This window comes from Streptomyces sp. SCSIO 30461 (genome assembly GCF_037023745.1).
GTDB lineage: Bacteria > Actinomycetota > Actinomycetes > Streptomycetales > Streptomycetaceae > Streptomyces.
In genome coordinates this window covers 4,319,768-4,346,248 of sequence record NZ_CP146101.1, presented here as the reverse complement: position 1 = coordinate 4,346,248, position 26,481 = coordinate 4,319,768, and the positions used below count along the sequence as shown (strand labels likewise).

Below are 26,481 nucleotides of genomic sequence, written 5' to 3'. Positions count from 1 at the left end.
TCGCGTCAGAGCAGTTCGTCGTCGGTGAAACCGAGCAGAGACGTGGCGGCGTCGTGAGACGCGCCGCCGTGCAGCGGCAGCTCCGCCCAGATGATCTTCCCCCCTTGGATGTAGCGGGTGCCCCAGCGCTGGGCGAGCTGGGCCACCAGGAACAGCCCGCGGCCGCCCTCGTCGGTCGTGGCCGCGTATCGCAGATGGGGTGAGGTGCTGCTGCCGTCGGCCACCTCGCAGGTCAGGCTCTGGTCGTGGAGCAGCCGTACCCGGATCGGCCCCGAGCCGTACCGGATGGCGTTGGTGAGCAGCTCACTGAGGATCAGCTCGGTGCCGAAGGCCAGGTCCGGCAGCCCCCAGCCTTCCAGGGTGCTGACCGCTCTGGCCCGCATTCCCGCGACCTGACTGGGATCGGACGGCACCTCCCACTCGGCGACCCGGTCCGGGCCGAGGTGCCGGGTGCGGGCGATCAGCAGGGCCACGTCGTCCTTCGCGCGAGCCGGCAGCAGCGCGTCCAGCACGTCCTGGCAGGTCTCCTCCGGGGTCCGGTCGGCGTGGGCGAGGGCGTGGCGCAACAGCTCGATCCCGACGTCGATGTCCCGGCTGCGGTCCTCGATCAGACCGTCCGTGTAGAACACCAGCCGGCTGCCCTCCGCCAGCGTCAGCTCCGCCGCTTCGAACGGCATACCCCCCAGACCGAGCGGCGGTCCGGCCGGGAGTTCGGGGAACTCCACCGTGCCGTCGGGGTGGACGAGGGCGGGCAGCGGATGTCCCGCCCTGGCCATGGAACAGGAACGGGAGACCGGGTCGTACACCGCGTACACGCAGGTGGCGCCGGTCATCGACGGACGGCCCTCGCCGCCACCGGGCTCGTCCTGGTCGATGCGCCCCACCAGATCGTCCAGGTGTCCCAGCAGCTCGTCCGGGGGCAGGTCCAGGGCCGAGAAGTTGTGCACGGCGGTGCGCAGCCGCCCCATCGTGGCGGCGGCGTGCAGCCCATGGCCGACCACATCACCGACCACCAGGGCCACTCGGCTGCCCGGCAGCGGGATCACATCGAACCAGTCGCCGCCGACGCCCGACTGGGCCGGCAGGTAGCGGTGTGCCACCTCGACCGCGCTCTGCTCAGGCAGCGCACGCGGCAGCAGACTGCGCTGGAGGGTCACGGCCAGCGCGTGCTCCCGGGTGTAGCGGCGGGCGTTGTCGACGGACACGGCGGCCCGTGCGACCAGCTCCTCCGCCAGCGACAGGTCCTCGTCCTCGAACGGACCCGGCTTCTCGGAGCGCCAGAAGTTGGCCACACCGAGCACCACGCCCCGCGCCTGGAGCGGCACGGTGATCAGCGAGTGGATGCCGTACGAGACCACGGCCTGCGTCCGCTCCGGATCCTGGGCGAGCCAGCCGGGTGCCTGAGAAAGGTCGGGCACGAGCTCCGCGACCCCGGTGCCGAGCCCCCTGGCCTGCGGAGTCGACGGCAGGAACGCGATCAGGGTGCCGAGCTCGTAGAGGGGGTGGTCGTCGCGGATGCCACCCACCGCCGTGCGGCGCATCCGGGGGGTGCCCGCGCCGTCCGGCTCCTCGCCGTTCAGCACCGGATCGGCCAGATCGACGGTCACGAAGTCCGCGAAGCGGGGCACCGCGACATGCGCCAGCTCCCGCGCGGTGCGGGTGACGTCGAGCGTGGTGCCGATGCCCACGCCGGCGTCGTACAGCAGCTGGAGGCGCTTGCGGGCCGCTTCCGCCCGGCCTGTCAGGGCCTGGAGCTCCGTGGAGTCGCGGATGGTCGCGACCGTGCCCAGCGGGCCGCCCGGCCCGTCGGTGGGACGCTGGTTGACCACCAGCAGCCGCTCACCGGCCGAGTGCACCTCGTCCGTCGCGGCGCGGCCGGAGACCAGCAGTTCGGCGGTGGCGGGGTCGAGCCCCGGAATTTCGCGGACCGGCTGACCCTCGGGGTCCGTGCCCAGGTCCAGCAACCGCTTCGCCTCGTCGTTCGCCAGGACCAGGCGTCCGTCCCCGTCCACGATGACGACGCCCTCGCGCACCGCGTGCAGCACGGCGTCGTGGTGCTCGTACATCCGGGTCATCTCGGTGGGCCCCAGGCCGTGGGTCTGGCGTTTGAGTCGCCGCGTGGTCAGTGCCGTACCGGCCGTGGCGAGGGCCAGCCCGATCGCTCCGGCACCGAGGATCACCGGCAGCTGCCGGTATACGGCGCCCGTCACGCTCTTGACCTTGAGCCCCGCCGACACCAGCGCGACCACCTTGCCGTCTGCCGCGGTCACCGGCACCACCGCCTGCACCTCGTGGCCCAGCGGTCCGTCGACGCTCTCGACGAGCACCTCTCCCTTGAGCGAGGGTTCGATGGTGCCGACGAACCGGTGCCCGATCCGGTCGGGCAGCGGGTGGGTGTAGCGGATGCCCTTGGTGTCCATCACCACGATGAAATCGACACCCGCGGCCTTGCGGGTCTCCTCGGTGATCGGCTGGAGCACCTTCGAAGGATCGGGCAGTTTCAGTGTCGCCTGGAGCCCCGGGGAGTGCGCGAAGGTCTGGGCGACCGCGACGGAACGATTCTCTGCCTCGCGGTCGGTGTCATGGGTGGACTGCAGGACAAGGGCCAGAATCGTCCCGAGCACGAGCAGGGCGACGACCGCCACCTGGAGGACGAAGACCTGCCCGGCGACGCTCATGGGGCGTTTTCTGATCAGTGCCCTGATCACGGTCTTCTTTCTAGCACCGTGGGACCCTGTGCGGCCATACGGGCACGGTCTTCCGTGCGGGTGCCCGGCCGACCGGCCCGGTCCGTCCGGCGCTCGACGGCGGGCACCTCGGACCCCGCCGCGAGGCGCCGCACCGGGCATAAGCCCCTGCTCGGTCAGCAGTGACCCCGCGGGCCGAGGGGGACGCCGCGCGGCCTCACCCGCAGGTGTACGTGAACCGTGCCGCCGCCGACCGCCCCGAAGGCGAGGTGATCCGCACCTCCGCGCGGGCGTCGAAGACGCCCTCCCCGTGAAGGGTCCAGCGCAGCTTCAACCGCGCCTGCCGCTGCCCGCGGGCGAGGCGCTCGGTCAGTTCATCCGAGACGGTCCCGTCGTTCCGCACCCAGCGGTAGACCAGGGCGCCCGGACGCCCGTTCGTCTCCACCACCGCGGTGATCACCGCGGTGCCGTCGCAGCCGGGCCCTTCGGCAGCAGTGCTCACCGACAGGTCGCGCACCTCGACCCCGGAGCCGTACCTGTCCCAGCCGAGGTAGCAGAGCACGGCGACGAGGATCACGGCCGCGAGGGTGTAGCGGCGCAGTCCCGCGAAGCGGGACACGGGGCGCTCGGGTGCCGGGGGCTTGGCAGCGCCCGGCAGGGTGCCCTGCCAGACCGTTGTGGCCGTGACGCCGGGCCCGAAGCGGAGCACCGCGCCTTCGGTCCGGTCCGGGACCGTCGCGTCCTCCTGCCTCGTGTCCGCCGGACATTCGATCCAGTGGCTGGCCAGCACGGTGGCGCTGTACTCGTCGTCGGGCCCGCCGGACGCCCCGGAGACCCCGGGTGCGCCGGATACCCCGGGCACTTCGCGCGGCTCGGTCATCCGATCACGCACCGTCTGATCAGGATCCGCTGCTCGGAGCCGCCGTTGCCGGCCGTCGGGGTGGTGCTCGCCCGGGCGATCCAGTAGCAGCCACCGCCGCGGAAGGTGTGGTCGACGGTCAGCGAGTAGCGCGTGGCGCCCTCGCGCTGGAAGGAGTCGCCACCACCGTCCGGGGAGCCGACGCTCCCCTTGTCGTCGCTGGTGGTCCAGTCCACGGTGATGGTCACCGGCCCGGTGCCGTCCGTGACGACGTCCACCACCGCCTGGGCGGTCGCCGCTCCGGTCTGGCGCAGCGAGCCGACGGACACGGACACGACCTTCACCGGTTCCGGGTCCGCCGACGTGGGAGGAGCCGAGGTGACCGGCGGGTCGGAAGTGACCGGTGGAGCGGTGACCGTGGGTGTGCCGGACGCCGTCGCAGACGCGGACACCGACGCGTCCGGCGTGGTCGTGGGCGCCGACGGGGAGGGCGACGCGGAAGCGCTCGGGCTCGCCGAAGGGCTCGCGGACCCGGGCGCGCCGGGCTCCACCGCCCCGGTGGACACCTGCCCACCGGCGGGTACCGCACTGGTCGTGGCCACCGCCCCGGTCGCCGTACGCCCGGCATCGTCGCCGTCCGCACGTGCGGCGAGCGCCAGCACCAGCCCCAGCACCAGGGCGAGCACCCCCGCCGGTAGGCTCTGGCCCCCCGGCCACAGGGCGCGCAGCCCGCGAGCCGGTCGCAAGGTGGTCGTGGCCAGCGCGGTGGTCCCGGCAGGCGCCGGGGCGCCGCCCGAGGGGAAGAGCAGCGGGAGCAGGGCGGCGAGCGCGGCCAGCTTCCGCTGGCCCCGCTCCTCCCAGTCGGGGCCGTACGCGGCGACGGCGACCCGTTCGAGTTCGGCCACGAACGCCTCGGCGTCCGTGGGCCGCTCCTGCGGGGTCTTGGCCAGTCCGTGCCGGACCAGCGGACGGAGTGCCGGTGGTACCTCCTCGTCCGGGATCGGCGCACTCGTGTGCTGGAGCGCGAGCTCGGCGAAGTTCTGCCCGGTGTACGGCCTGCGGCCGGTCACACACTCGAAGAAGGTCGCGGTCGCCGCGTAGACATCGGCCGAAGGGGATGCGGGCTCGCCGCTCCACTGCTCGGGCGCCATGTAGGCGGGTGTGCCCGCGACCCCGGGCGTGGTGCCCCGGCCGGTGGCGATGCCGAAGTCGACCAGCTTGGACGTGCCGTCCGCCGCCACGAGGACGTTGCCTGGCTTGTAGTCCCGGTGCACCACACCGGCGCGGTGGGCCTCGGCGAGTCCGAGGAGTGATCCCTTGAGTACGGCCAGGGCTGCCTCCGGCCCGGTCCGCCCCTCGCGTGCCAGCAACGCGCCCAGCGCCACACCGTCGACCAGCTCCATGACGATGGCCGCGCCCTCCGGCGCCTCGACGTACTCGTACAGCTGTACGACGTAGGGCGACTCCAGTCCGCCGAGCAGCCGTGCCTCCGCCTGGAACTTCCGCACGAAGGCGGTGTCCCGACGCAGCCGCTCACCAAGGTATTTGACGGCGACCGGGATGCCCGTCGCGTCGTGCACGGCCAGTACCACACGCCCGCTGCCGCCCGCACCGAGTTCCCTGGTCTCCGTGTAGCCAGGGACCGCCCACGTGTTCATCTTCATCCCGCCCCCTTGCTCTCCTCACCGTAGACACATATCCGCCACAGCCAGTTCCCGGCCAGTGCCGTGCTGTCACGGCTTCGTGACGTGCCGACCGGCCCTGCGAGCCGCCCTTAGGCTGGAGAGCGGCCGAATCGCTGAGGTAAGCGATCGCGGAGGCGCACGGGAGTCACCCGGAGGTGCGGCATGTCGCGCAACCACCACTTCCACCTCGACCGTGGGCGTCACTCGATCACCGTGAACGTGGGCCCTGGCAGGACCGGCGGCATCGAGCTCCTGGTGGACGGCAAGGTCATCGCGTACCGGCGTGAGCACGGGACCGGGACGACGGTGCTGATCGGTGAACTCCCCGATGATCCCGTCCGCAGCTTCCGAATCCGGGTGTACCAACCGCATCTGGTGCGGGTGAAGCCCGGCTGCACGCTCGAACTGGACGGGGTGGAAATGCCCATGCCCGAGCGGTACACCGCGTTCTGATCAGCGGGACCCGATCCGCGTCGCCCCTGTGCCGATCGGTCCTCCCGACCGCCGCTTTCGAGTGACCCGGGCGGCTGCGTACCGCGGCCCACGGCCTCGCGCGTCCGATGATCGCAGCCGGTCGGCCCGACGCCGGCCGCAGTGCGGAGACGTGACCGGTGGAAGGCCGCCATGCACATCCTGCTCGTCGCCAGCGCCTACAACAGCCTCACCCAGCGCGTCCACGCCGAACTGCGCGACCGCGGCCATCGGGTCGCCGCCGAGACGGTCGTGAACGGCGACGCCGTGCGTGACGCGGTGCTCGGACACGATCCGGAGCTGGTCGTGGCGCCGATGCTGAAGACCGCCATCCCGCGTGATGTGTGGTCGGTCCGCACCTGCCTCGTCATGCACCCCGGCCCCGCAGGTGACCGCGGCCCCTCCTCGCTCGACTGGGCGATCCACGAGCGGGCCACCAGATGGGGAGTCACCGTGCTGCAGGCGGGCGAGGAGATGGACGCCGGCGACATCTGGGCCACGGTCGACGTCGCCGTGCCCTCCGCATCCTCAGTGCCGCCCGTGGCCAAGAGCGAGCTGTACCGGGGCGAGGTCTCCGACGCGGCCGTCGCCGCCGTGCTGCTGGCAGTGGATCGCTTCGCCTCGGGCCGCTACCAGCCCATCCCGCAGACCGCGCTGCGGGAAGCGGTGCGCACCCGACCGTACTTCCGCCAGGAGCTGCGCGGGATCTCCTGGGCGGACGACACCACCGAGACCGTGCTGCGCACCCTGCGCGCCGCCGACTCCCAGCCCGGTGTACGGGACGAACTGCTGGGGAGCCAATGGTTTCTGCACGGCGGCCATCCCGAGTACGGGCTGCGTGGCCGCCCAGGGGAGCTGCTGGCGACCCGGTCCGGTGCGATCTGCCGGGCCACCGCCGACGGCGCGGTGTGGATCCCCGAGTTGCGTCGGCTCCGGAGCCCTGGCAAGCCCACCGGCCTCAAGCTTCCCGCCACTCGCGCCCTGGCACTCGCGGGCAGGCTGCCGCCGCTGCCCGAGATTCCGGCCTGGCCTCTCGCGGGTGACCACCGGCCGCGGGCTGCGTGGAGCGACATCCGGTACCGAGAGGAGGGCCAGGTCGGCCTTCTGTCCTTCTCGTTCCCCGGTGGCGCGATGAGCACGGACCACTGCCGCCGACTGCTCGACGCCTACCGGGCGGCCTGCGCCCGGCCCACCACCGTGCTGGTGCTGGGCGGTACCAGGGGCTTCTTCTCGAACGGCATCCACCTCCACGTCATCGAGGCGTCCAAGGACCCCGCCGCGGAGTCCTGGGCGAACATCAACGCGATGAACGACCTGGTGGAAGCCGTCCTGACCACGAGCGACCGGCTGGTGGCCGCCGCGCTCGGCGGCAACGCCGCGGCCGGCGGGGTGATGCTGGCGCTGGCCGCCGACGAGGTCTGGTGCCGGGCGGGCACGGTGCTGAATCCGCACTACCGGCTGATGGGCCTGTACGGCTCCGAGTACTGGACGTACTCACTGCCGCGCAGAGTCGGCGCGGCCACCGCCGAGTGCCTCACCCGGCAGGCTCAGCCGGTCACCGCGGATTCCGCGTTGCGGATCGGCCTGGTGGACCGGGTCGTCGACTGCGCCCCGGAGGAGTTCGGCGGCGAGGTCGGCGCCCTGGCGGCCCGGCTCGCGGGGTTCCCGGCGACCCGGTCGAGGATCGCCGCCAAGAAGGCGGAAAGCGAGCGGCGGGAGGCCGCTCGGCCACTGGCCGCCTACCGGAAACAGGAACTCGCCCGCATGCTGCGCAGCTTCCGTGACCCGGATGCCCCGTACCACGCACTGCGCCGTGCGTTCACCCGGAAGGAGCAACCGCCCCGTACGCGCGCGGAACCCCGTGCGGTGGCAGGGGAACCGACCGCCTGTTAGCAAGAACAAAGGCCTGAATGCGGGCTTTTGTCGCACACCTCTCCGGGAGACGTCCTCATGGATGCAGCAACGCCGACCACGGCTGGCGCCGCGGACCCGTCCGGCGCGGCGGTGGGCACGGACGAGAAGCCGATCCACATCCTCTGGATCAACGCGGGACTCAGCTGCGATGGCGACTCGGTCGCGCTGACCGCCGCGATGCAGCCCAGCATCGAGGAGATCGTGCTCGGCGCGCTCCCGGGATTGCCGAAGATCCAGGTCCACTGGCCGCTGATCGACTTCGAGTGCGGACCGGTCGGGGGGGCCGACACGTTCATCGAGTGGTTCTTCAAGGGGGAGCGCGGCGAGATCGACCCCTTCGTGCTCGTGGTCGAGGGCTCCGTGCCGAACGAGTCGATCAAGCAGGAGGGCTACTGGTGCGGTTTCGGAGACGACCCCGGCACCGGACAGCCCATCACCACCAGTGAGTGGATCGACCGCCTGGCACCCAAGGCGCTCGCCGTCGTCGCGATCGGGACCTGCGCCACCTACGGCGGCATCCACGCCATGGCGGGCAACCCGACCGGTGCCATGGGTGTGCCCGACTACCTGGGCTGGGACTGGACGTCCAAGGCGGGCATCCCCATCGTCTGCGTACCCGGCTGTCCGATCCAGCCGGACAACTTCGCGGAGACCCTGACCTATCTGCTCTACCAGGCCGCCGGGTCCGCGCCGATGATTCCGCTGGATGACAAGCTTCGCCCGACTTGGCTGTTCGGCGCCAGCGTCCACGAGGGCTGCGACCGCGCCGGCTACTACGAGCAGGGGCAGTTCGCCGAGGCCTACGACTCGCCCAAGTGCCTGGTCAAGCTGGGCTGCTGGGGGCCCGTCGTCAAGTGCAACGTGCCCAAGCGCGGCTGGATCAACGGCGTCGGCGGCTGCCCGAACGTGGGCGGCATCTGTATCGCCTGCACCATGCCCGGCTTCCCCGACAAGTTCATGCCATTCATGGACGAGCCGCCCGGCGCACGGGTCTCCACCACGTCCAGTGGCGCGTACGGCGCCGTGATCCGCAGGCTGCGGAGTATCACGGCCAGGACCGTGGACAAGGAGCCGAAGTGGCGGCACACCGGCGACAAGATCACGACCGGCTACCGGCCGCCGTGGTGACGCGGTAGTACCGCGCGGTCGCGCCGCCCCCGGTGCGTGACCGTGCCACGCACCGGAACCGGAACCGACCGTCCCCCACCTGTCTGAACACCTGCTGAACGACCCGCTTGAAGACCTGCTCGAAGAGCAAGGAAGGGCACCGTACACACGATGGCAACGAAGACGCGAGCCGGCGACGGCCTGGTCGAGATGTCCTGGGATCCGATCACCCGGATCGTGGGCAGCCTCGGCATCCACACGAAGATCGACTTCAAGCAGAAGCGGGTCGCCGAGTGCTACAGCACCTCGTCGGTCTTCCGCGGCTACAGCGTCTTCATGCGGGGCAAGGACCCTCGCGACGCCCATTTCATCACCAGCCGCATCTGCGGCATCTGCGGTGACAACCACGCCACATGCTCGGTCTACGCCCAGAACATGGCGTACGGAGTGAAGCCCCCGCACCTCGGCGAATGGGTCATCAACCTCGGCGAGTCGGCCGAGTACATGTTCGACCACAACATCTTCCAGGAGAACCTGGTCGGGGTCGACTACTGCGAGAAGATGGTCCGCGAGACCAACCCCGGTGTCATGGAGCAGGCGGACCGCACCGAGGCGCCGCACGCCGCCGAGCACGGCTACCGCACCATCGGCGACATCATGCGCTCCCTCAATCCCCTCGAGGGCGAGTTCTACCGCGAAGCCCTGCAGGTCAGCCGCTACACCAGAGAGATGTTCTGCCTGATGGAGGGACGCCATGTGCACCCTTCCACGCTCTACCCGGGCGGCGTCGGCACGGTCGCGTCCGTCCAGCTCTTCACGGACTACATGAGCCGCCTCATGCGCTACGTGGAGTTCATGAAGCGGGTCGTCCCGCTGCACGACGACCTGTTCGACTTCTTCTACGAGGCCATGCCCGGCTACGAGGAGGTCGGCCGCCGAAGGGTCCTGCTCGGCTGCTGGGGCGCGCTCAACGACCCCGAGTACTGCGACTTCACCTACGCCAACATGACCGACTGGGGTCGGAGGATGTTCGTCACCCCGGGCGTCGTCGTGGACGGCAAACTGGTCACCAACGACCTCACCCAGATCAACCTCGGCATCCGGATCCTGCTCGGCAGCTCGTACTACGAGGACTGGGAGGGCCAGGAGCAGTTCGTCACCCACGACCCGCTCGGCAACCCGGTCGATCCGCGCCACCCGTGGAACCAGCACACCATCCCGGCCCCGCAGAAGCGGGACTTCGACGACAAGTACAGCTGGGTGATGTCCCCGCGCTGGTTCGACGGCAAGGACCACCTCGCGCTGGACACCGGAGGCGGCCCCATCGCCCGCCTCTGGTCCACCGCCCTGTCCGGGCTCGTCGACATCGGCTATGTCAAGGCCACGGGCCGCAGCGTCATCATCAACCTGCCGCGTACCCTCACCAAGCCGGAGACCACGTTCGAGTGGAAGATCCCGCCGTGGAGCAACGCGCTGGAGCGCAATCGCGCCCGCACCTACTTCCAGGCGTACGCGGCGGCCGTGGCCCTGCACTGCGCCGAGAAGGGCCTTGAGGAGGTCCGTGCCGGACGCACTCAGACCTGGGAGAAGTTCGAGGTCCCGGACGAGTCCATCGGCTGCGGTTTCACCGAGGCGGTGCGCGGGGTGCTGTCCCACCACATGGTCATCAGGGACGGCAAGATCGCCAACTACCACCCGTACCCGCCGACCCCGTGGAACGCCAGTGTCCGGGACGGCTACGGCACCCCCGGGCCCTACGAGGACGCCGTGCAGAACACCCCCATCTTCGAGGAGAACTCCCCGGAGAACTTCAAGGGCATCGACATCATGCGCGCCGTGCGCAGCTTCGACCCCTGTCTGCCCTGCGGGGTCCACATGTACGTGGGCGGCGGGAAGACCGTGAAGTCGCTGCACGTCCCCACCGGACTGAGCGGTCTCGCAGGATGAGCCCGGTCACCGCGGAAGAGGCGGGCCGGCGGGTCGAGGAGATCCTCGACCGGCTGGCCTCCTCCGGCGACGAACAGGCCTGCACGGCAGTCGAGGAACTCGTCCGGGTCCTGGTGGAGTTCTACGGAGCCGGACTCGCCCGTACCGTCGAACTGCTGGGGCGGCGCCCCGCCGACCCCGGGTCGAGCGGCGCGCCGCTCTCCGACCTGCTCGGTGACGAACTGGTCGCGGGGCTGCTGGTCCTGCACGATCTGCATCCCGAGGACGTCCCCACCAGAATCGCCCGAGCCCTGCACGGCGTGCGGCACTCCGTCGAGTCCGCCGGATACGACGAGACGACGGGAGTGCTGCGGCTGCGGATCACCGGCTCGACCGGCTGCGGCTGCCCCAGTACCCAGGAGGTCGCCCGGCAGGCGGCTGTGGAGGCCCTCGCCTGCTTCGCACCCGAGGTGACGGCCGTCGAACTGGAGCCGTCCGCGGCCTCCCGCGAACCGGCGCTCCTCCAGATCGCCACCCGCCCGCCCGAAGCGCTCGGCACCCCGGGGTTGGCAACCCGGTCAGGCGGGTCGGACCGGTCGTCGGTCGCGGCACGGTGAGCGTGTCGTTCCCCGGCCCGGGGCAGGCGCCCTTGGGCCCCGCGCCGAGAGGACTGCGCCGCTTCACCACCCCGCGCCCTCCCCGCGAGGAGGAGTGCGAACTGTGCGGTACGCCGCTGGTCTCAGAGCGGCACCGGCACCTCGTCGACACCGAGAAGCGGGCCCTGGCTTGCGCCTGTGCGCCGTGCGCCCAACTGCTCGCACGCCAGGGTGCGTCCAGGGGCCGGTTCCGGGCCGTCCCGGGACGCTTCCTGAGCGACCCCCGGCACCGGATCGACGACACCACCTGGGAGCTGCTGCGGATCCCCGTCGGTGTCGCCTTCTTCTTCCGCAATGCCGCACTCGACCGGCTCGTCGCGATCTACCCGAGCCCCGCCGGAGCGACCGAGAGCGAGCTGGACCCGGTCACCTGGCAGACGGCACTCGCCGGTACCCGGCTCGCCGCCCTGCTCGAACCGGACGTGGAGGCGCTGCTGCTGCGCCGCGGCGAGGACCGCACCACCGAGTGCCATCTGGTGCCGATCGACCTCTGCTACGAGCTGGTCGGGCGCATGCGGCTGCACTGGCAGGGCTTCGACGGCGGAGCCGAGGCCAGGGCCGAGCTCGACGCCTTCTTCGCTCACGTACGGGAGCAGGCCAAGGACCTTCAGGGGAGCCGTCCATGACCGCCGAGACCACAACCGTGACCGCCCGGCAGGACGCCACGACCCCGCCGACCCGGTTCACCTTCGGCTGCGTCGGCGTACGCGCCGATGCCTACGCGGCCGGGCCCACCCTCGTGTTCCGGCTGCGGATCACCGCGTCACCGGGGACCCGGGTGCATGCCATGGCCCTACGCTGCCAGCTGCGGATCGAACCCGCCCGGCGGGGATACGGCGATGACGAGGCGAGGGGGCTGACCGATCTCTTCGGCGAGCGCACACGCTGGGGCACCACCCTGCATCCGGTGCAGTTCGCCCACGTCTCCGTGATGGTTCCCGGATTCACCGGTGAGACGGAGACCGACCTCGTGGTGCCCTGCACCTACGATATGGACATCGCCGCGACCCGCTATCTCGGGGCACTGAACGAGGGCGAGGTACCCCTGCTCCTGCTGTTCTCCGGTACCGCCTTCACCGGCGCCGGCGGATTCCACGTCGAGCCGGTGCCTTGGGACCTGGAGGCCGTGTGCCGGATGCCGGTGCGGACGTGGCGCGAGATGATCGAACAGCACTTCCCCGGCTGCGGCTGGCTCAAGCTGCCCCGCGACACCATGGACGCCCTGCTCGCCTACCGCTCACGACGGGCGCTGCCCTCCTGGGAGGCTGCCGTGGAGGCACTGCTCCACGACGCGGCGGATACGGCGGATGAGCCGCGGCCGTCCGGCGGATCCGGGGAGAGGGCGGCGACATGACCGCGGCAGCCGAACCCGCCGCCACCTTCCCTGCTTTCTCACCGGCGACCGAGGCCCGGTTCGCCACCGCGCGGCAGGTGGCCGACGCGGTGCTCTTCGAGGGCTACGTGCTCTACCCGTACCGCGCGTCGGCGGCCAAGAATCGGCTGCGCTGGCAGTTCGGGGTGCTGGTGCCGCCCGCCTGGAGCGCCGGCTGCGAGGAGCACGAGTTCCAGCACACCGAATGCCTCATGGAACCGAGGCGGGACGCCGTACTGGCGGCCGAAGTGCGTTTCCTGCACACCCAGCGGCGCACCGTCCAGCGGTCCACGGCAGACGGCGACTGGGAGACCGTCCGCGAACTGCGCCTGGAGGACCGGATCCTCGTCCCCTGGGACGAAGGCGTGGAGGAGCGTGTGGCACTGGGCGCGCCCGTCGCCGAACTGAACGGTGACGGTGTCTCGTTCCCCTTCTCCCGGCCCGCCAGGGAGGACACCGAGCCGGTTCACGACAGCGCCGGACGGACCGTGGGCCGGCTGGTGCGCCGCCGTGAGGAGATCAGCGGTGTCGTACGCCTCTCCACCGCCGAACTGGAAGGCCCCTACCGGACCCTGCGGCTCACGGCGGTCATCGAGAACACCAGCCGCTGGGTCCCGCCACCGGGCGGCGAACGCGACGCGGCGCTGCCGTACTCGCTGGTCGCAAGTCATCTGCTGCTGTGCCTGGACGCGGGCGCGTTCCTGTCGATGACCGACCCGCCCGAGTGGGCGCGCGGGGCGGTCGCGGCCTGCCGCAATCTGCACACCTGGCCGGTTCTCGCGGGGGAGGAGGGGCGCGGCGATCTGGTGCTCTCGTCACCGATCATCCTGGAGGACCATCCGGCCATCGCGCCGGAGAGCCCTGGTGCGCTGTACGACGCCACCGAGATCGACGAGATCCTCGCACTGCGCACGGCCGCCCTCACCGACGAGGAGAAGCGCGAGGCACGGGGGACGGATGCCCGGGCCGCCGCCGTGATCGAGCTGGCCGACACGATGCCGCCCGAAGTGCTGGAGCGGCTGCACGGAGCAGTGCGCGGACTGCGCGAGATCACCGGCGACGCGACCGGCGAGCCGACCGGCGATTGGGGCCGAGCCGGCGTGCCGCGCCCTGAGACACCCTGGTGGGACCCGGGCGGTGACACGAGCGTCGACCCCTCGCGTGACCATGTGATGGTCGGCGGAAGGCCGGTGAGTGCCGGCAGCAGGGTGGTGCTCCGGCCCGGCCTCCGCCGCACGGACGCCCAGGACGTCTTCCTCCACGGACACACCGCGCAGGTCGAGGCCGTGCTCCACGACGTCGACGGGGTGGTGCACATCGCGGTGACCGTCGAGGGCGACCCCGGCGCCGACATCCGCCGTGAGCAGGGCCGCTTCCTGTACTTCCAGCCCGACGAGGTCGAACCTCTGGAGGACGCGTGAACGCCCTCGCCCAAGGCGGCGCCAGGATCCTTGTCGCGGGTGCCGGCAACATCTTCCTCGGTGACGACGGCTTCGGAGTGGAGACCGTGCGCGCGCTGACCGGTCGGCCGCTGCCGGCTCATGTGGAGGTCGCCGACATCGGTATCCGGGGAGTCCACCTCGCGTACCGGCTGCTCGACGGTTACGACACCCTCGTCCTCGTCGACGCCACCGCACGCGGCGGTGAGCCGGGGACGCTGTACCTGATCGAGCCCGGCACACCCGGGGAGCCCCCGGCGACCGGCGCCGCACTCGACGGGCACGGGATGTCCCCCGATGCCGTGCTGGCGCTCCTGGACACCCTGTGCGCCGGTACCGACGGCACCCCGCCGCGGCACATCTTCGTCGTGGGCTGCGAACCCGCGTGCCTCGAAGAGGGCATCGGGCTCAGCCCGCGGGTGGCCGCCGCCGTACCGGAGGCCGTGCGGATGATCCTGGACCTGGTCCGGCAGCACGACCCGCTGACGACGACCGGGAGACACCCCTGAGCCGCCCCGACCCGCCCGCCACACCCCACCCGAGGAGTACGGCATGAGCAAGAAGACCACCCTGATCGGCGGCGCCGCTGCGGCGTCCGCCCTCGCGGCCCTCCTCTCCGTCTTCCCCGACCTCAGGCGCTATCTGAGGATCCGCAGGATGTGACCCCGACTCACAGCCGACTCGGGAAGCGGCACCGGAAGCGGGGCTGCACCGAATGGCGGACGCAACCGTGTGGCGGCGGCGTGCCGGTCGGCCGGACGCCCTGCTCCGCCCTGTAATGAGGCCGGAGCAGGTGACCGCGCCGCAGGACGGAGACCCATGCACGAGATGTCCCTCGCGCTGGCCGTCGTCGATCAGGTGGAAGAGGCGGCGCGCTCGCATGGCGCCACCGCGGTCAAGGCCGTCCGGCTGCGCGTGGGCGAACTGGCCGGGGTGGTCCCCGACGCCCTCGGCTTCTGCTTCGAACTGGCCTGCGCCGGGACCGTCCTGGAAGGCGCAGAGCTGATCACGGAATCCGTACCCGGCCGGGCACACTGCGCGCGGTGCGCCGACGAATGGGCAGTCGGCATGCCCCCGCAGCTGTGCTGCCCCGTGTGCGGCCAGGCGACCACCGAGCTGACCGAGGGCCGTGAGCTGCGCATCGCCTGTGTGGAGTGGGCCGGGGAACCGGCACCGAGCCGCACCGGTGAACCGAACCCGCCGATGATCCCGGAGGAGAGCTGACCATGTGCCGTGTCGTCGATCTGCAACAAGCGGTGCTCGCCAAGAATGATGCGACGGCGCAGACCCTGCGGGCCGGCCTCGCCGCCCAGGGCACCACGGTGGTCAACCTGCTCTCCAGTCCCGGCAGCGGCAAGACCGCTTTGCTGGAAGGCGAACTGCTGCTCGCCCGTGAACGCGGACTGCGGGTCGCCGCACTCACCGCCGATCTCGCCACGGAGAACGACGCCGAGCGCCTGGCTCGTTCCGGGGCACCCGTGAAGCAGGTGCTGACCGACGGGCTGTGCCATCTGGAAGCCGGGATGCTGGCCGGACATCTGCACGGCTGGCTGCCCGAACACACCGGTCTGCTTTTCGTGGAGAACGTCGGGAACCTGGTCTGCCCCGCCTCGTACGACCTCGGTGAGTCACTGCGAGTCGTCCTCGCCTCGGTGACCGAAGGCGAGGACAAGCCGCTGAAGTACCCCACGGCCTTCGGCCTCGCCCAGCTGGTGATCGTCACCAAGTCGGACATCGCCGAGGCCGTGGGATTCGACGAGGAGGCCTTCCGCGCCCATGTCCAGCAGGTAAATCCCGGTGTGGACGTGATCCTCACCTCCGCCCGTACGGGACAGGGCAGCGGTGCCCTGCTCGACCGGGCGCTGGAAGCGGCGGAAGGAAGCCCGGTCCACGCCCCGGTCATGGCGCGGGCGCGATCGTGAGCACTTCGCATCAGGAAGTGGAGACTGCCGACCTCACGGCTTCGGTCGCAGCGGCGGTTCAGCGCCGCCGCGTCACGGTCAGGGGAGTGGTGCAGGGCGTGGGCTTCCGGCCGTATGTGTACACCCTCGCCACCGGCCTGGAGCTGGCCGGGCACGTCACCAACACCGGCGAGGGTGTGGTGGCCGAGGTCGAGGGCGCACCGCTCGCCGTGGCCAGCTTCTGCACCCGTATCGCCGTGGACGCCCCACCGCTCGCGCTCGTGGAGTCGGTGCACGACGAGGAACTCCCGGCCACGGGCGCCAGCGGGTTCGCCATCGTCGCCTCACGCAAGGACGGTCCCATCCGCACCCTGGTATCCCCGGACACGGCCACCTGCGACGCCTGCCTGGCCGAACTCGCCGACCCGGACGACCGCCGATACCGGCACCCCTTCATCACCTGCACCCACTGCGGGCCGCGCTTCACCATCGTCACGGGACTGCCCTACGATCGGGCACACACGACCATGGCCGACTTCCGGATGTGCGAGGAGTGCGCCCGGGAGTACGAGGACCCCACCGACCGCCGGTTCCACGCCCAGCCGGTCGCCTGCCATGCCTGCGGCCCCCGGCTTCGGCTGGTCCTGGCACCGGCCGCCCCCGGACTCAGGCATGAGCTCGTGGAGCCGCTCGACCCCAACGACCGCAGCCTGATCGGCCCCGTCGCAGCCGATCCCATCGCCCACGCGCGCCGGCTCCTCGCCGATGGCGCGATCCTGGCGATCAAGGGACTCGGTGGATACCACCTCGCCTGCGACGCCGCGAACCCAGCCGCGGTCGCCCTGCTGCGCCGACGCAAGGCGCGCGGTGACAAACCGTTCGCCCTGATGGTGAGGGACCCCGCCACCGTCGAGCACCTTGTCACGATCGACCCCGTGGAGCGGGAGCTGCTCAGCGGCAGTGTCCGCCCGATCGTGCTGCTGCGCCGCCGCGCCGAGCCCCTGTCCCGGCCCGGTGCCCTCCGGCCCGCCGACGCGGTCGCCCCCGGCAGCCCCGACCTCGGCGTGATGCTGCCCTACACACCGGTGCACCATCTGCTGCTGGGCATCGGCGACGGCCCGGGCGGCGCCGACGCCGTCCGCCCCCAAGGGCCGGCGGGCCCCGCGCTGCTGGTGATGACCAGTGGGAACTTCGCCGGAGAGCCGATCGTCACAGACGACACGGAAGCGCTCGACCGGCTGGCGCACTTGGCCGACGCCTGGCTGCTGCACGACCGCCCCATCCATGTGCCGTGTGACGACTCGGTGGTACGTGTGTGCGACGGCGAGTCCCTGGTCCTGCGCCGCTCACGAGGTTACGCCCCGCTGCCGATGACCCTGCCGGTCCCCGTGATGCCCGCGCTCGCCGTGGGCGGCGACATCAAGAACACCTTCTGCCTCGGCAGCGATCGCCGGGCCTGGCTCTCCGCACACATCGGCGACATGGACGGCCTTGCCACCCAGCACGCCTTCGAGTGCGCCGAGGAGCAGTTGGAACAGATCACCGGAGTACGCCCCGCCCTGCTGGCCGCCGACCGGCACCCCGGCTACCGCTCGGGCCAGTGGGCCCGGCGCAACGCCGACGACCGGCGGTGCGTCACCGTGCAGCACCACCACGCCCATATCGCGTCCGCGATGGCCGAGCACGGACTGGACGGCGGCGAGCGGGTGATCGGTGTCGCCTTCGACGGCACCGGTTACGGCGACGACGGAGCAGTGTGGGGAGGCGAGTTCCTGCTCGCCGACTACACCGGCTTCCGCCGCTACGCCCACCTCGCCTATGCTCCACTCCCCGGCGGTGACACGGCGGTTCGGCGGCCCTATCGCATGGCGCTCGCCCACCTGTGGGCGGCGCGCGTCGAGTGGAGCACCGACCTGCCCTGCGTACGAGCCTGCCGGGATCGCGAACTCGCCTTGCTCGAACGCCAGTTGGAACGTGATATCAATTGCGTACCCACCTCCGGGATGGGTCGGCTCTTCGACGCGGTCTCCTCACTCACCGGTGTGTGCCAGCTCGTCGGTTACGAGGCGCAAGCCGCGATCGAACTCGAAGCCGCCGCCGTGGGCGCGGCGAGCAGGGGAGTGGGCGCCGGCCTCGGCGCCGACACCAACGCCGACGCGGATGGATACGCCTTCGTGCTGCGCCCGCCGCAGCCGGACAGTCAGGCCCCGCTGACGGCCGACCCCGCCCCCGTACTCGCCGCCCTGGCCGGGGACGTCCGCTCCGGGGTCCCGGCCGCCGTGCTCGCCGCCCGATTCCATTCCGCCGTCGCCCGCCTCGTCCGTACGGTCTGCGCCACCGCGCGCGAGCAGCACGGTCTGAGCACGGTGGCCTTGACCGGGGGAGTGTTCGCCAACACGCTGCTCTCCTCCGCCTGTGCCCGCGGACTGCGCGACGACGGATTCACCGTGCTCCGCCACCACCGGGTCCCCCCGAACGACGGCGGACTGGCTCTCGGCCAGCTCATGGTGGCCGCCCGCAGCCTTCGGAGATAAGGAGAGTCACATGTGCTTGGCGGTACCGGGCAAGGTGCTGGCCATCGAGGACCGGGACGGCACCCGGATGGCCACGGTCGACTTCGGTGGCGTGGTGAAGGAGGTGTGCCTGGAATACCTGCCGGACCTGCGGATCGGCGAATACGCCATCGTCCACGTGGGGTTCGCCCTCCAGCGGCTGGACGAGGAATCGGCCCGGCAGACCCTGGAGCTGTTCGAGAACCTCGGCATGCTCCAGGAGGAGTTCGGCGACCCCTGGGAGCAGGCCGCCGCCGAGGCGCACGGCCCGGAGCCCGTCGGCGGCGACACCGGGACCGCGGCGCGGGAGGTGCGTCCGTGAAGTACATCGACGAGTTCCAGGACCCCGGACTGGCCGGGCGGCTGCTCGACGAGATCCGCGCCACCGTGACCCGCCCCTGGGCGCTGATGGAGGTGTGCGGCGGCCAGACCCACACCATCATCCGGCACGGCATCGACCAGCTCCTTCCCGACGAGGTGGAGTTGATCCACGGCCCCGGATGCCCGGTGTGCGTCACCCCGCTGGAGGTCATCGACAAGGCCCTGGAGATCGCTTCCAGGCCCGGCGTGGTCTTCTGCTCGTTCGGCGACATGCTGCGTGTCCCCGGCACGGGCCGGGACCTGTTCCAGGTACGCGGCGAGGGCGGCGACGTACGGGTCGTCTACTCGCCGCTCGATGCCCTGCGGATCGCCCGGCAGAACCCGGACCGCCAGGTGGTCTTCTTCGGCATCGGGTTCGAGACCACGGCCCCGCCCAACGCCATGACGGTCTACCAGGCCCGCAGGCTGGGCGTCCGCAACTTCAGCCTGCTGGTGTCCCATGTGCGGGTGCCGCCCGCGATCGAGGCGATCATGCGCTCACCGGACTGCCGGGTGCAAGCCTTCCTCGCCGCGGGCCATGTGTGCAGTGTGATGGGCACCGGAGAGTACCCGGAACTCGCCGAACGGCACCGGGTCCCCATCGTCGTGACCGGCTTCGAGCCCCTGGACATCCTCGAAGGCGTACGCCGCACCGTCCGGCAACTGGAGCGCGGCGAGCACACCGTGGAGAACGCCTACCCGCGTGCCGTCAGGCCCGGAGGCAACCCGTCGGCACGCGCGATGCTGGACGATGTCTTCGAGGTCACCGACCGCGCCTGGCGCGGTATCGGCGTGATCCCGGACAGTGGCTGGCGGCTGTCCGCGCGCTACCGCGACTACGACGCCGAGCACCGCTTCGCCGTCTCCGGAATCGACACCCGGGAACCGGCCGCCTGCCGCAGCGGCGAGGTCCTGCAAGGGCTGCTGAAGCCCCATCAGTGCGAGGCCTTCGGGACCGACTGCACCCCGCGAAACCCGCTCGGCGCCACCATGGTGTCCAGCGAGGGAGCCTGCGCCGCGTACTACCTCTACCGGCGGCTGGAGCTGCCGGCACCGTCCAGGGAAGGCAGTTCCGTTGTCTGAAGCCACCCGTGCGTCTTCCACCACCGAGGCCGACATCCCGCCAGGCACCCCGGACCTTCTCGGATGGACATGCCCGCTGCCCGTCCACGAGCGGGCCCGCGTGGTCATGGGCCACGGCGGCGGCGGCGCCCTCTCCGCCGAGCTGGTCAGGGATGTGTTCGCCCCGGCGTACGGCGGACTCGCGCTGGCCGGTCTCGGCGACTCGGCCGCACTCGAACTCGGCGGCGCCAGACTGGCGTTCTCCACCGACTCGTTCGTGGTGCGCCCGCTGTTCTTCCCCGGCGGCAGCATCGGCGATCTCGCCGTCAACGGCACGGTGAACGACCTCGCCATGAGCGGGGCGAAGCCCGCCTACCTGTCCTGCGGGTTCATCCTCGAAGAGGGTGTGGAGATCGCCGTCGTCAAGCGGATCGCGGAAGCGCTGGGGGCAGCGGCGCGGACGGCCGGGGTCGAGATCGCCACCGGAGACACCAAGGTGGTCGAAACGGGCCACGGCGACGGCGTCTACATCAACACCTCCGGCATCGGCCTGATCCCGCGGGGCGTCGACCTGCGCCCGCAGCGCGTGGTCCCCGGCGATGCGGTGCTCGTCAGCGGCGCGATCGGTGTGCACGGGGTCGCCATCATGAGCGTGCGCGAGGGCCTGGAGTTCGGCGTGGAGATCCAGAGCGACTGCGCCGCGCTCGGCGGCCTGGTCGAGTCGATGCTCGCCGCCACAGATGACCCCGGTGCCCTGCGTGTGCTGCGCGACCCCACGCGCGGCGGTCTGGCCGCCGCACTCAACGAGATCGCGGCGGCATCCGGCACCGGCGTGGTCGTGCGGGAGCGTGCCGTCCCCGTGCCTCCCGCGGTCGCCAGCGCCTGCGCCGTGCTCGGCCTGGACCCGATGTACGTAGCCAACGAGGGCAAGCTCGTCGCCTTCGTACGGCGCGATGCCACGGACGCGGTGCTCGCCGCGATGCGGGCGCACCCGCTCGGTGGCGATGCGGCCGTGATCGGCGAGGTGGTCGATGCCCACCACGGCATGGTGGTGGCTCGGACCGGCCTCGGCGGCACACGGGTGGTCGATCTTCCGCTCGGCGAGCAACTCCCCCGTATCTGTTGAGCCGGCCCGCCCGATCAGGGCGGGCCGGCCGACGCTCCGTGGCTTTCAGGCGCAGGGCACTCGCATGGGGAATGTTTTGTCCGATAATGGTCATTCGAGTGATGGCTGGGCACCGGCGGTGTCCGGCCGTCTGGCAGAGGAGGGTGTTATGAACCGGGATCGGAGCGGCGAGGACTACGAGCTGGTCTTCGCACAGCCCGGCGGGTCGGACACAGGGTCGGCGGCCGACGAGGACGCGGTCGTCGTCCACCGCACCGACCGCAAGGGTCCGGGCGGCCATCCGGTCTACGCCGACGACACCGGCATCGTGCAGGCGGAGATCAGCGACCGCGGCGAGGTGCGGATGCTCGCGAGCGGCGGCCACCAGCAGCCCGCGTCCGGGGTGGAGGCCCGGCGGCTCGCGTCCTGAGGCCGGCCCCGTGGTCCCGGCCGGTCGGCGCGCTGATCCGGCGCCGCGGTAGGGCCTCGCCCGCTCACAGAGCTTGCGGAGGCCCCCCGCCTTGGTCGCCGGCAGGCAACGAGGGGAGAGGCTCCATGCCCGGCCTCACATGACGAGCTCGTCGTCCAGCACCACCATCGCCTCTTCGGGTAGTTCGCCACCGAGGGCCATCTCCGCCCAGATGATCTTTCCCCCCGCCACATAGCGCGTCCCCCAGCGCAGTGAGTACTGGGCGACGAGGAACAGCCCGCGTCCGCCCTCGTCGGTCGCTGCTGCCCTGCGCAGATGCGGGGATGTGCTGCTGCCGTCCGACACCTCGCAGATCAGTGTGCTCCCGTAGAGCAGCCGCGCCTGCACCGGTTCGGTGCCGTAGCGGATCGCGTTGGTGAGCAGCTCGCTGAGCACCAGCTCGGCGACGAACGACACATCCGTCAGGTCCCATTCGGCCAGCTTGCGCGCGGCCTGCGCGCGTGCCCGGGACACCTCCGCGACATCGAGCGGCACGTCCCAGGACGCGACCCGGTCCGCGGGCAGCCGATGTGTGCGGGCCACGAGCAGAGCGATGTCGTCGCTCGACGGAGCACGTGGCATCGCCTCGGTCACCGCCAGACAGGTCTCCTCCGGAGTCAGGTCCGGCGCCGCAACGGCACGGCGCAGGAGTTCGAGTCCGTCGTCGATGTCCCGGCGGCGGTCCTCGACCAGACCGTCCGTGAACATGACGATCCGGCTGCCCTCCGGCAGCTCGATCTCGGCCTCCTCGAACGGATGCCCGCCCACACCGAGCGGGGGCGACACCGGCAGCTCCGGATACGTCACCACCCCGTGCACGGGGTCGACCACGGCCGGCGGCAGATGCCCGGCGTGCGCGAGTGTGCAGCGCCCGCTCACCGAGTCGTACACGGCGTACAGGCAGGTGGCACCGGTCACCGGACCCCGATCCTGGTCGTCCTCGGCCCGCTGGTCGGCGTCGATCCGGATCACCAGGTCGTCGAGGTGCGCCAGCAGGTCGGCGGGCGGAAGGTCGAGTGAGGAGAAGTTGAGCACGGCGGTACGCAACCGCCCCATGGTGGCCGCGGCGTACATCCCGTGCCCGACGACGTCACCGACCACCAGGGCCACCCGGAGACCCGGCAGCGGAATCACGTCGAACCAGTCACCGCCCACACCGGCCTGGGCCGGCTGGTAGCGCCAGGCCACCTCCAGGGCCTCCTGCTGCGGCAGATCGCGCGGCAGCAGGCTGCGCTGGAGCGTCACGGCCATCGCGTGCTCCCGGGTGAACCGCCGGGCGTTGTCGATCGCCACCGCCGCGCGCGCGGCGAGCTCCTCGGCGAACGAGACGTCATCCTCGTCGTAGAGCGGCTGGTCCCCGGTCCGCCAGAAGTTGGCCATCCCGAGCACCACACCGCGCGCCTGCAGGGGGACCGTGATGAGCGAGCGGATTCCGTAGTCCAGCGCCCGGCGGGCGCCTTCCGGATCCTGCGCCCGCCAGTTCCGCAGCTCCGCCAGATCCGGGGACAGCACGGCCTGACCGCTGTCCAGAGCGAGGGCCATGGGAGTCGTCGGGATCACGAACCGGATCAGGTCGCCCACGGGCTGGAGCGGCGGATCGCTCCGGATGCCGAACAGCGCCGTGCGCCGCATCTCGGTGGCCGTCGCAGTCGGCTCGTCGCCACTCAGCACATGGTCCAGCAGTTCCACCGTCGTGAAGTCGGCGAACCGGGGCACGGCCACCTCGGTGAGCTCCTCCGATGTGCGCTGCGCGTTCAGCGTGGTGCCGATCCGCACCCCAGCGTCGTACAGCAGAGTCAGGCGCTCCCTGGCGATCTCCGCGCGCCCCGAGAGGGCCCGCAGTTCGGTGGTGTCGCGCAGGCTGGCGACCACGCCCGGAACGCCGCCGTACGGTGCGGTGGGCCGGGTGTTCACGGCGAGCAGCCGGTCGCCGGAGAGGAAGACCGCGTCGGAGACCTCTTCGCCGGACACCAGCAGCTGTGTCATCCCGGCGCCCAGGTTGAGCTGGGACACCGCCCTCCGGTCGGCGTCCGGGGGCAGATCGAGCAGCCGACGCGCCTCGTCGTTGGCCAGCACCAGCCGCCCGTCGCCGCCGACGATCAGCACTCCCTCGCGCACCGCGTGCAGCACCGCGTCGTGGTGTTCGTACATCCGGGTCATCTCGGCCGGATCGAGCCCGTGCGTCTGCCGCCTCAGCCGCCGGCTCACCAGCGCCGCGCCGCCGGTGGCCAGGGCGAGCGCCCCGGCAGCCGACGCCAGCACCACGGGGAGCTGCCGGTCCAGCAGGTCCCCGACATTGGCCACCTGTATGCCGGCGCTGACCATCCCGACCACTTCGCCCTTGGCGTCGGTGACCGGGACGACGGCCCGGACCGCGTCGCGAGGGTGGCCCACGAACGTCTCGGTGAACGTCTTGCCTTCGGCCGCGCGCGAGAGGTCCCCTTCGGCGCGGGTGCCGATCAGCGCGGGGATCGGATCCGTGTAGCGGATGCCGTCGGGGCTGAGCACCGTGATGAAGTCGACCCCCGCCGCGCGCTGCGCCTGCAGGGCGTCGGGCTGGAGGAGCGCGGTGGGGTTGGACGACTGCAGCGCAGCCGCGGTGGCCGGCCCGTGCGCGAAGCTCACCGCCGCGCCGAGTGAGCGGTTCTCGGCGTCCTCACGGCTGTCGAAGCGCGCCTGGAGGACGAGCGCGGCCGTGCTGGCGACGACCAGGAGGATCACCACGATCGCCTGGAGCAGGAAGACCTGGGCAGCCAGGCTGTGCACACCGAGCAGGGTTCCCGGACGTCCCCATCGTCCTGCCTGGTGTTCTTGCTGCTGCTGATCGCGCTGCCGCGGTCGGCTGGGCGGCTGCGCCTCCGGCAGCTGGGACCGGCGGGATCGTCCGATCATGTTCACATTTCTAGCACTGGCCTGCCCCTTGGGGCGACCGCGCGGCGTATCCCGTCCGCCGGTCAGGTCACCGCCGGCCGAGTGCGGCCTCGATGCGTCGCCGGACCTGCGCCTCGTGGAACAGCCGGCCGACCAGCGCCGCGCCGTAGACCACGAATCCCACCCCCACCAGCCAGGATTGCAGCACCAGCACGGTCCCGAAGGGGCCGTAGGTCACGGCGTTCGCGGCGATCAGCGGCGAGAACACCAGCTGCGAGAAGAACCGCAGCCCGAGCAGCCCCACCGCGGTGGCCGCTGCTCCCGGGGCGAGAGCCCGCCAGCGGACCCGGCCGCAGAGCAGGAGCCATTGCGACCACCAGAAGAAGAAGAACGCGCCGACCACGTCCAGGGTCGCGACGCTCACCGTCTCCAGAACGGACGCGTGCGTCGGGGCCGGGGTGGTGACGAACACCAGCAGCGCCACGATCAGCACGCCCAGCCAGACGACGTGGCGCCACATGGTGTGCCAGCGCGCGGTGGGGAGGTCCCAGGCGCGTTCGTACCCGGTCTGAACAGCCGAACCGAAGGTCACTCCGAACGCGGCGAGTGCGCCGAGGCCCAGAGCCGTCGTCCGCTGGAGCGCTTGCCCGGGGCGGCCGAACAGCTTCTCCACCTCTTCCTGGGATACCTCCGCCACGCCCAGGCCCTGGACCAACCACCGTGCGAACCCCTGGCCGCTCGGCAGGTCGGCGGCCGCGACCACGACCAGCAGTGGAACCAGTGTCAGGAAGCCCAGAGCGGCGAAGCCCATGGCCCGGTGCATCAACTCCATCTCTCGCCCTCGGCTCCAGGCCAGCCCCACCACCGAGCTCTGCACACGCTGGTGCAGGCGTGTGAACCGGTGGACGTGGTGCGCCGGGTCGCCGTCGTCCGGCGCCCCGAATCTGAAGGGCATGTGGCGTGGCTACCCGTTATGAGGAGATGACCAGTCCCGCACCCCGCCGAACGGGTGCCCCCGCCTGTGTTGCCCGGTGGACGGAGATCGGGGCGGGGCTCGGCCGATCAGGGGCGGTCCGATCGGGATCGGAGTTCGCCTCGACGGGGGAGTGCGGAGGGTCTTGCCGGGCTCGTCGCTTCGCAGGCGGCCCCCGGCGCCCGAAAGTATGATGAGCGCGTGCATTGGAGCGGGTCATGACGCGGCGTCGTCCCCCTTCATCGGCGAGTGCCGACGACCTACTTGCCACCCTCAGACGGCTCACCGCACAGGCGAAGCAGGGCGTCGAACTCCAGCGGGCCCGGGTGGACCTGGCGGAGGCGTTGCAACGGGACATGCTCCCGGCGGGGCTCCCCTCACGGCCGGGGCTGTGGACGGCCGCACGCTATGCGCCGGCCCGCGACGGCCTGGACATCGGTGGCGACTGGTTCGACGGTTTCGTCATGCACGACGGCTCACTCGGGTTCTCCATCGGGGACGTCCAGGGGCACGACGTCGAGGCCGCGGCGTTCATGGGGCAGATCAGGCTCGGACTGCGTGCCGTGGCCATCGCGTCCACCGATCCGGGAGTGGTGCTCAGCAGGGCCAACGACCTGCTGGTGTCGGTGGCGCGTGACCTCTTCGCGACCTGCACCTTCGTACGCTTCGACGTGGTGCGCTGGGTGATCGAGAGCGCTCGCGCCGGACATGTCCCCGCCGTGTGGGCCACCGAGGACGGCCGCAGCGGAGCCGTTCAGGACGAGGGCGGGCTGCCGCTCGGGGTGCAGGCGGGGGAGGAGTATCCGGTGACGCGGCGCCGGATCACCCGGGCGGGGGCGTTCGTCCTGCTCACCGACGGGGTGATCGAGGGGCCGACCGTGTCGCTGGACATGGGACTGGACAGGGTGATCCGGCTGGTCGGGAAAGCGACGGCCGCCGGCGCGGACGCCCGGGAACTCGCCGCCGACGTGATGGCCGCGGCAGAGTTCACCGGACACAAGGACGATGCCGCCGTACTCGTGCTGCGGCATGACGCGTGTGCGGCGGGTACGACGGGCTGACCGCGGGGACC

General features: G+C 71.4%; 23 protein-coding genes. 18 read left to right on the top strand and 5 right to left on the bottom strand.

The features are described 5' to 3' along the window. Positions 1-5 precede the first annotated feature (5 nt). From V1460_RS19310 to V1460_RS19300, 3 genes are all read right to left on the bottom strand, one after another. Positions 6-2,678 carry a SpoIIE family protein phosphatase gene (locus V1460_RS19310; RefSeq protein ID WP_338678111.1) on the bottom strand — a complete coding sequence of 891 codons (2,673 nt, stop codon included), beginning with the start codon at positions 2,676-2,678 and terminating at the stop codon, positions 6-8. A 226-nt stretch (positions 2,679-2,904) separates the two neighbouring features. Beyond that, positions 2,905-3,567, bottom strand: coding sequence for a hypothetical protein (locus V1460_RS19305; RefSeq protein WP_338674893.1), 663 nt, complete (start codon positions 3,565-3,567; stop codon positions 2,905-2,907). Beyond that, positions 3,564-5,204: a serine/threonine-protein kinase gene (locus tag V1460_RS19300; RefSeq protein ID WP_338678110.1), complete on the bottom strand. Its 1,641-nt coding sequence runs from the start codon at positions 5,202-5,204 to the stop codon at positions 3,564-3,566. Before V1460_RS19300 ends, V1460_RS19305 begins: the two co-directional genes overlap by 4 nt. A gap of 189 nt (positions 5,205-5,393) precedes the next feature. Here V1460_RS19300 and V1460_RS19295 point away from each other — a divergent pair, with 189 nt between their 5' ends. From V1460_RS19295 to V1460_RS19220, 17 genes are all read left to right on the top strand, one after another. Next, positions 5,394-5,684, top strand: coding sequence for a hypothetical protein (locus tag V1460_RS19295; RefSeq protein ID WP_338674892.1), 291 nt, complete (start codon positions 5,394-5,396; stop codon positions 5,682-5,684). A gap of 171 nt (positions 5,685-5,855) precedes the next feature. Beyond that, positions 5,856-7,595: an enoyl-CoA hydratase-related protein gene (locus V1460_RS19290; protein ID WP_338674891.1), complete on the top strand. Its 1,740-nt coding sequence runs from the start codon at positions 5,856-5,858 to the stop codon at positions 7,593-7,595. 57 nt (positions 7,596-7,652) lie between these two features. Further along, positions 7,653-8,744: a hydrogenase expression protein HypE gene (locus V1460_RS19285; protein ID WP_338674890.1), complete on the top strand. Its 1,092-nt coding sequence runs from the start codon at positions 7,653-7,655 to the stop codon at positions 8,742-8,744. Between the two features lie 150 nt (positions 8,745-8,894). Further along, positions 8,895-10,670: a nickel-dependent hydrogenase large subunit gene (locus tag V1460_RS19280; RefSeq protein ID WP_338674889.1), complete on the top strand. Its 1,776-nt coding sequence runs from the start codon at positions 8,895-8,897 to the stop codon at positions 10,668-10,670. After that, entirely contained in the window at positions 10,667-11,266 is a 600-nt protein-coding gene (locus tag V1460_RS19275) for a hypothetical protein (protein WP_338674888.1), read from the top strand. Before V1460_RS19280 ends, V1460_RS19275 begins: the two co-directional genes overlap by 4 nt. A 2-nt stretch (positions 11,267-11,268) precedes the next feature. Beyond that, on the top strand, positions 11,269-11,931 hold the full coding sequence (locus V1460_RS19270; RefSeq protein WP_338674887.1) for a DUF5947 family protein: 663 nt from the start codon (positions 11,269-11,271) through the stop codon (positions 11,929-11,931). After that, positions 11,928-12,659, top strand: coding sequence for a DUF6084 family protein (locus V1460_RS19265; protein WP_338674886.1), 732 nt, complete (start codon positions 11,928-11,930; stop codon positions 12,657-12,659). Before V1460_RS19270 ends, V1460_RS19265 begins: the two co-directional genes overlap by 4 nt. Continuing rightward, on the top strand, positions 12,656-14,098 hold the full coding sequence (locus V1460_RS19260) for a hypothetical protein (RefSeq protein WP_338674885.1): 1,443 nt from the start codon (positions 12,656-12,658) through the stop codon (positions 14,096-14,098). The genes V1460_RS19265 and V1460_RS19260 overlap by 4 nt, the downstream gene beginning before the upstream one ends. Then, positions 14,095-14,625 carry a hydrogenase maturation protease gene (locus V1460_RS19255; RefSeq protein ID WP_338674884.1) on the top strand — a complete coding sequence of 177 codons (531 nt, stop codon included), beginning with the start codon at positions 14,095-14,097 and terminating at the stop codon, positions 14,623-14,625. The genes V1460_RS19260 and V1460_RS19255 overlap by 4 nt, the downstream gene beginning before the upstream one ends. A gap of 43 nt (positions 14,626-14,668) precedes the next feature. Then, positions 14,669-14,779: a DUF6893 family small protein gene (locus V1460_RS36440; protein ID WP_407077492.1), complete on the top strand. Its 111-nt coding sequence runs from the start codon at positions 14,669-14,671 to the stop codon at positions 14,777-14,779. A 156-nt stretch (positions 14,780-14,935) separates the two neighbouring features. Further along, positions 14,936-15,340, top strand: a complete 405-nt coding sequence (gene hypA, locus V1460_RS19250; RefSeq protein ID WP_338674883.1) for a hydrogenase maturation nickel metallochaperone HypA — start codon at positions 14,936-14,938, stop codon at positions 15,338-15,340. 2 nt (positions 15,341-15,342) lie between these two features. After that, on the top strand, positions 15,343-16,038 hold the full coding sequence (gene hypB / locus V1460_RS19245; protein ID WP_338674882.1) for a hydrogenase nickel incorporation protein HypB: 696 nt from the start codon (positions 15,343-15,345) through the stop codon (positions 16,036-16,038). After that, positions 16,035-18,551, top strand: a complete 2,517-nt coding sequence (hypF, locus tag V1460_RS19240) for a carbamoyltransferase HypF (RefSeq protein ID WP_407077491.1) — start codon at positions 16,035-16,037, stop codon at positions 18,549-18,551. Before hypB ends, hypF begins: the two co-directional genes overlap by 4 nt. A 10-nt stretch (positions 18,552-18,561) precedes the next feature. Further along, a complete protein-coding gene (locus tag V1460_RS19235; protein WP_338674881.1) occupies positions 18,562-18,891 on the top strand; it encodes a HypC/HybG/HupF family hydrogenase formation chaperone in 330 nt (109 codons plus the stop codon). Beyond that, positions 18,888-20,012, top strand: a complete 1,125-nt coding sequence (gene hypD / locus V1460_RS19230; RefSeq protein WP_338674880.1) for a hydrogenase formation protein HypD — start codon at positions 18,888-18,890, stop codon at positions 20,010-20,012. The genes V1460_RS19235 and hypD overlap by 4 nt, the downstream gene beginning before the upstream one ends. Next, positions 20,005-21,117, top strand: coding sequence for a hydrogenase expression/formation protein HypE (gene hypE / locus V1460_RS19225; protein WP_407077490.1), 1,113 nt, complete (start codon positions 20,005-20,007; stop codon positions 21,115-21,117). The genes hypD and hypE overlap by 8 nt, the downstream gene beginning before the upstream one ends. 148 nt (positions 21,118-21,265) lie before the next feature. Beyond that, positions 21,266-21,526 (top strand): DUF6296 family protein, encoded by a 261-nt coding sequence (locus tag V1460_RS19220; RefSeq protein WP_338674879.1) that lies wholly within the window; start codon positions 21,266-21,268, stop codon positions 21,524-21,526. Positions 21,527-21,661: 135 nt separating this feature from the next. Here V1460_RS19220 and V1460_RS19215 read toward each other — a convergent pair whose 3' ends face one another. Together V1460_RS19215 and V1460_RS19210 are read right to left on the bottom strand one after the other, a co-directional pair. Beyond that, complete coding sequence (locus V1460_RS19215; RefSeq protein WP_338674878.1) at positions 21,662-24,457, bottom strand: SpoIIE family protein phosphatase; 2,796 nt, start codon at positions 24,455-24,457, stop codon at positions 21,662-21,664. Positions 24,458-24,524: 67 nt separating this feature from the next. Next, positions 24,525-25,391: a YhjD/YihY/BrkB family envelope integrity protein gene (locus V1460_RS19210; protein WP_338674877.1), complete on the bottom strand. Its 867-nt coding sequence runs from the start codon at positions 25,389-25,391 to the stop codon at positions 24,525-24,527. Positions 25,392-25,627: 236 nt separating this feature from the next. Between V1460_RS19210 and V1460_RS19205 the strand changes: the two genes are divergently transcribed. Continuing rightward, positions 25,628-26,470 (top strand): PP2C family protein-serine/threonine phosphatase, encoded by an 843-nt coding sequence (locus V1460_RS19205; protein ID WP_338674876.1) that lies wholly within the window; start codon positions 25,628-25,630, stop codon positions 26,468-26,470. Positions 26,471-26,481 lie beyond the last annotated feature (11 nt).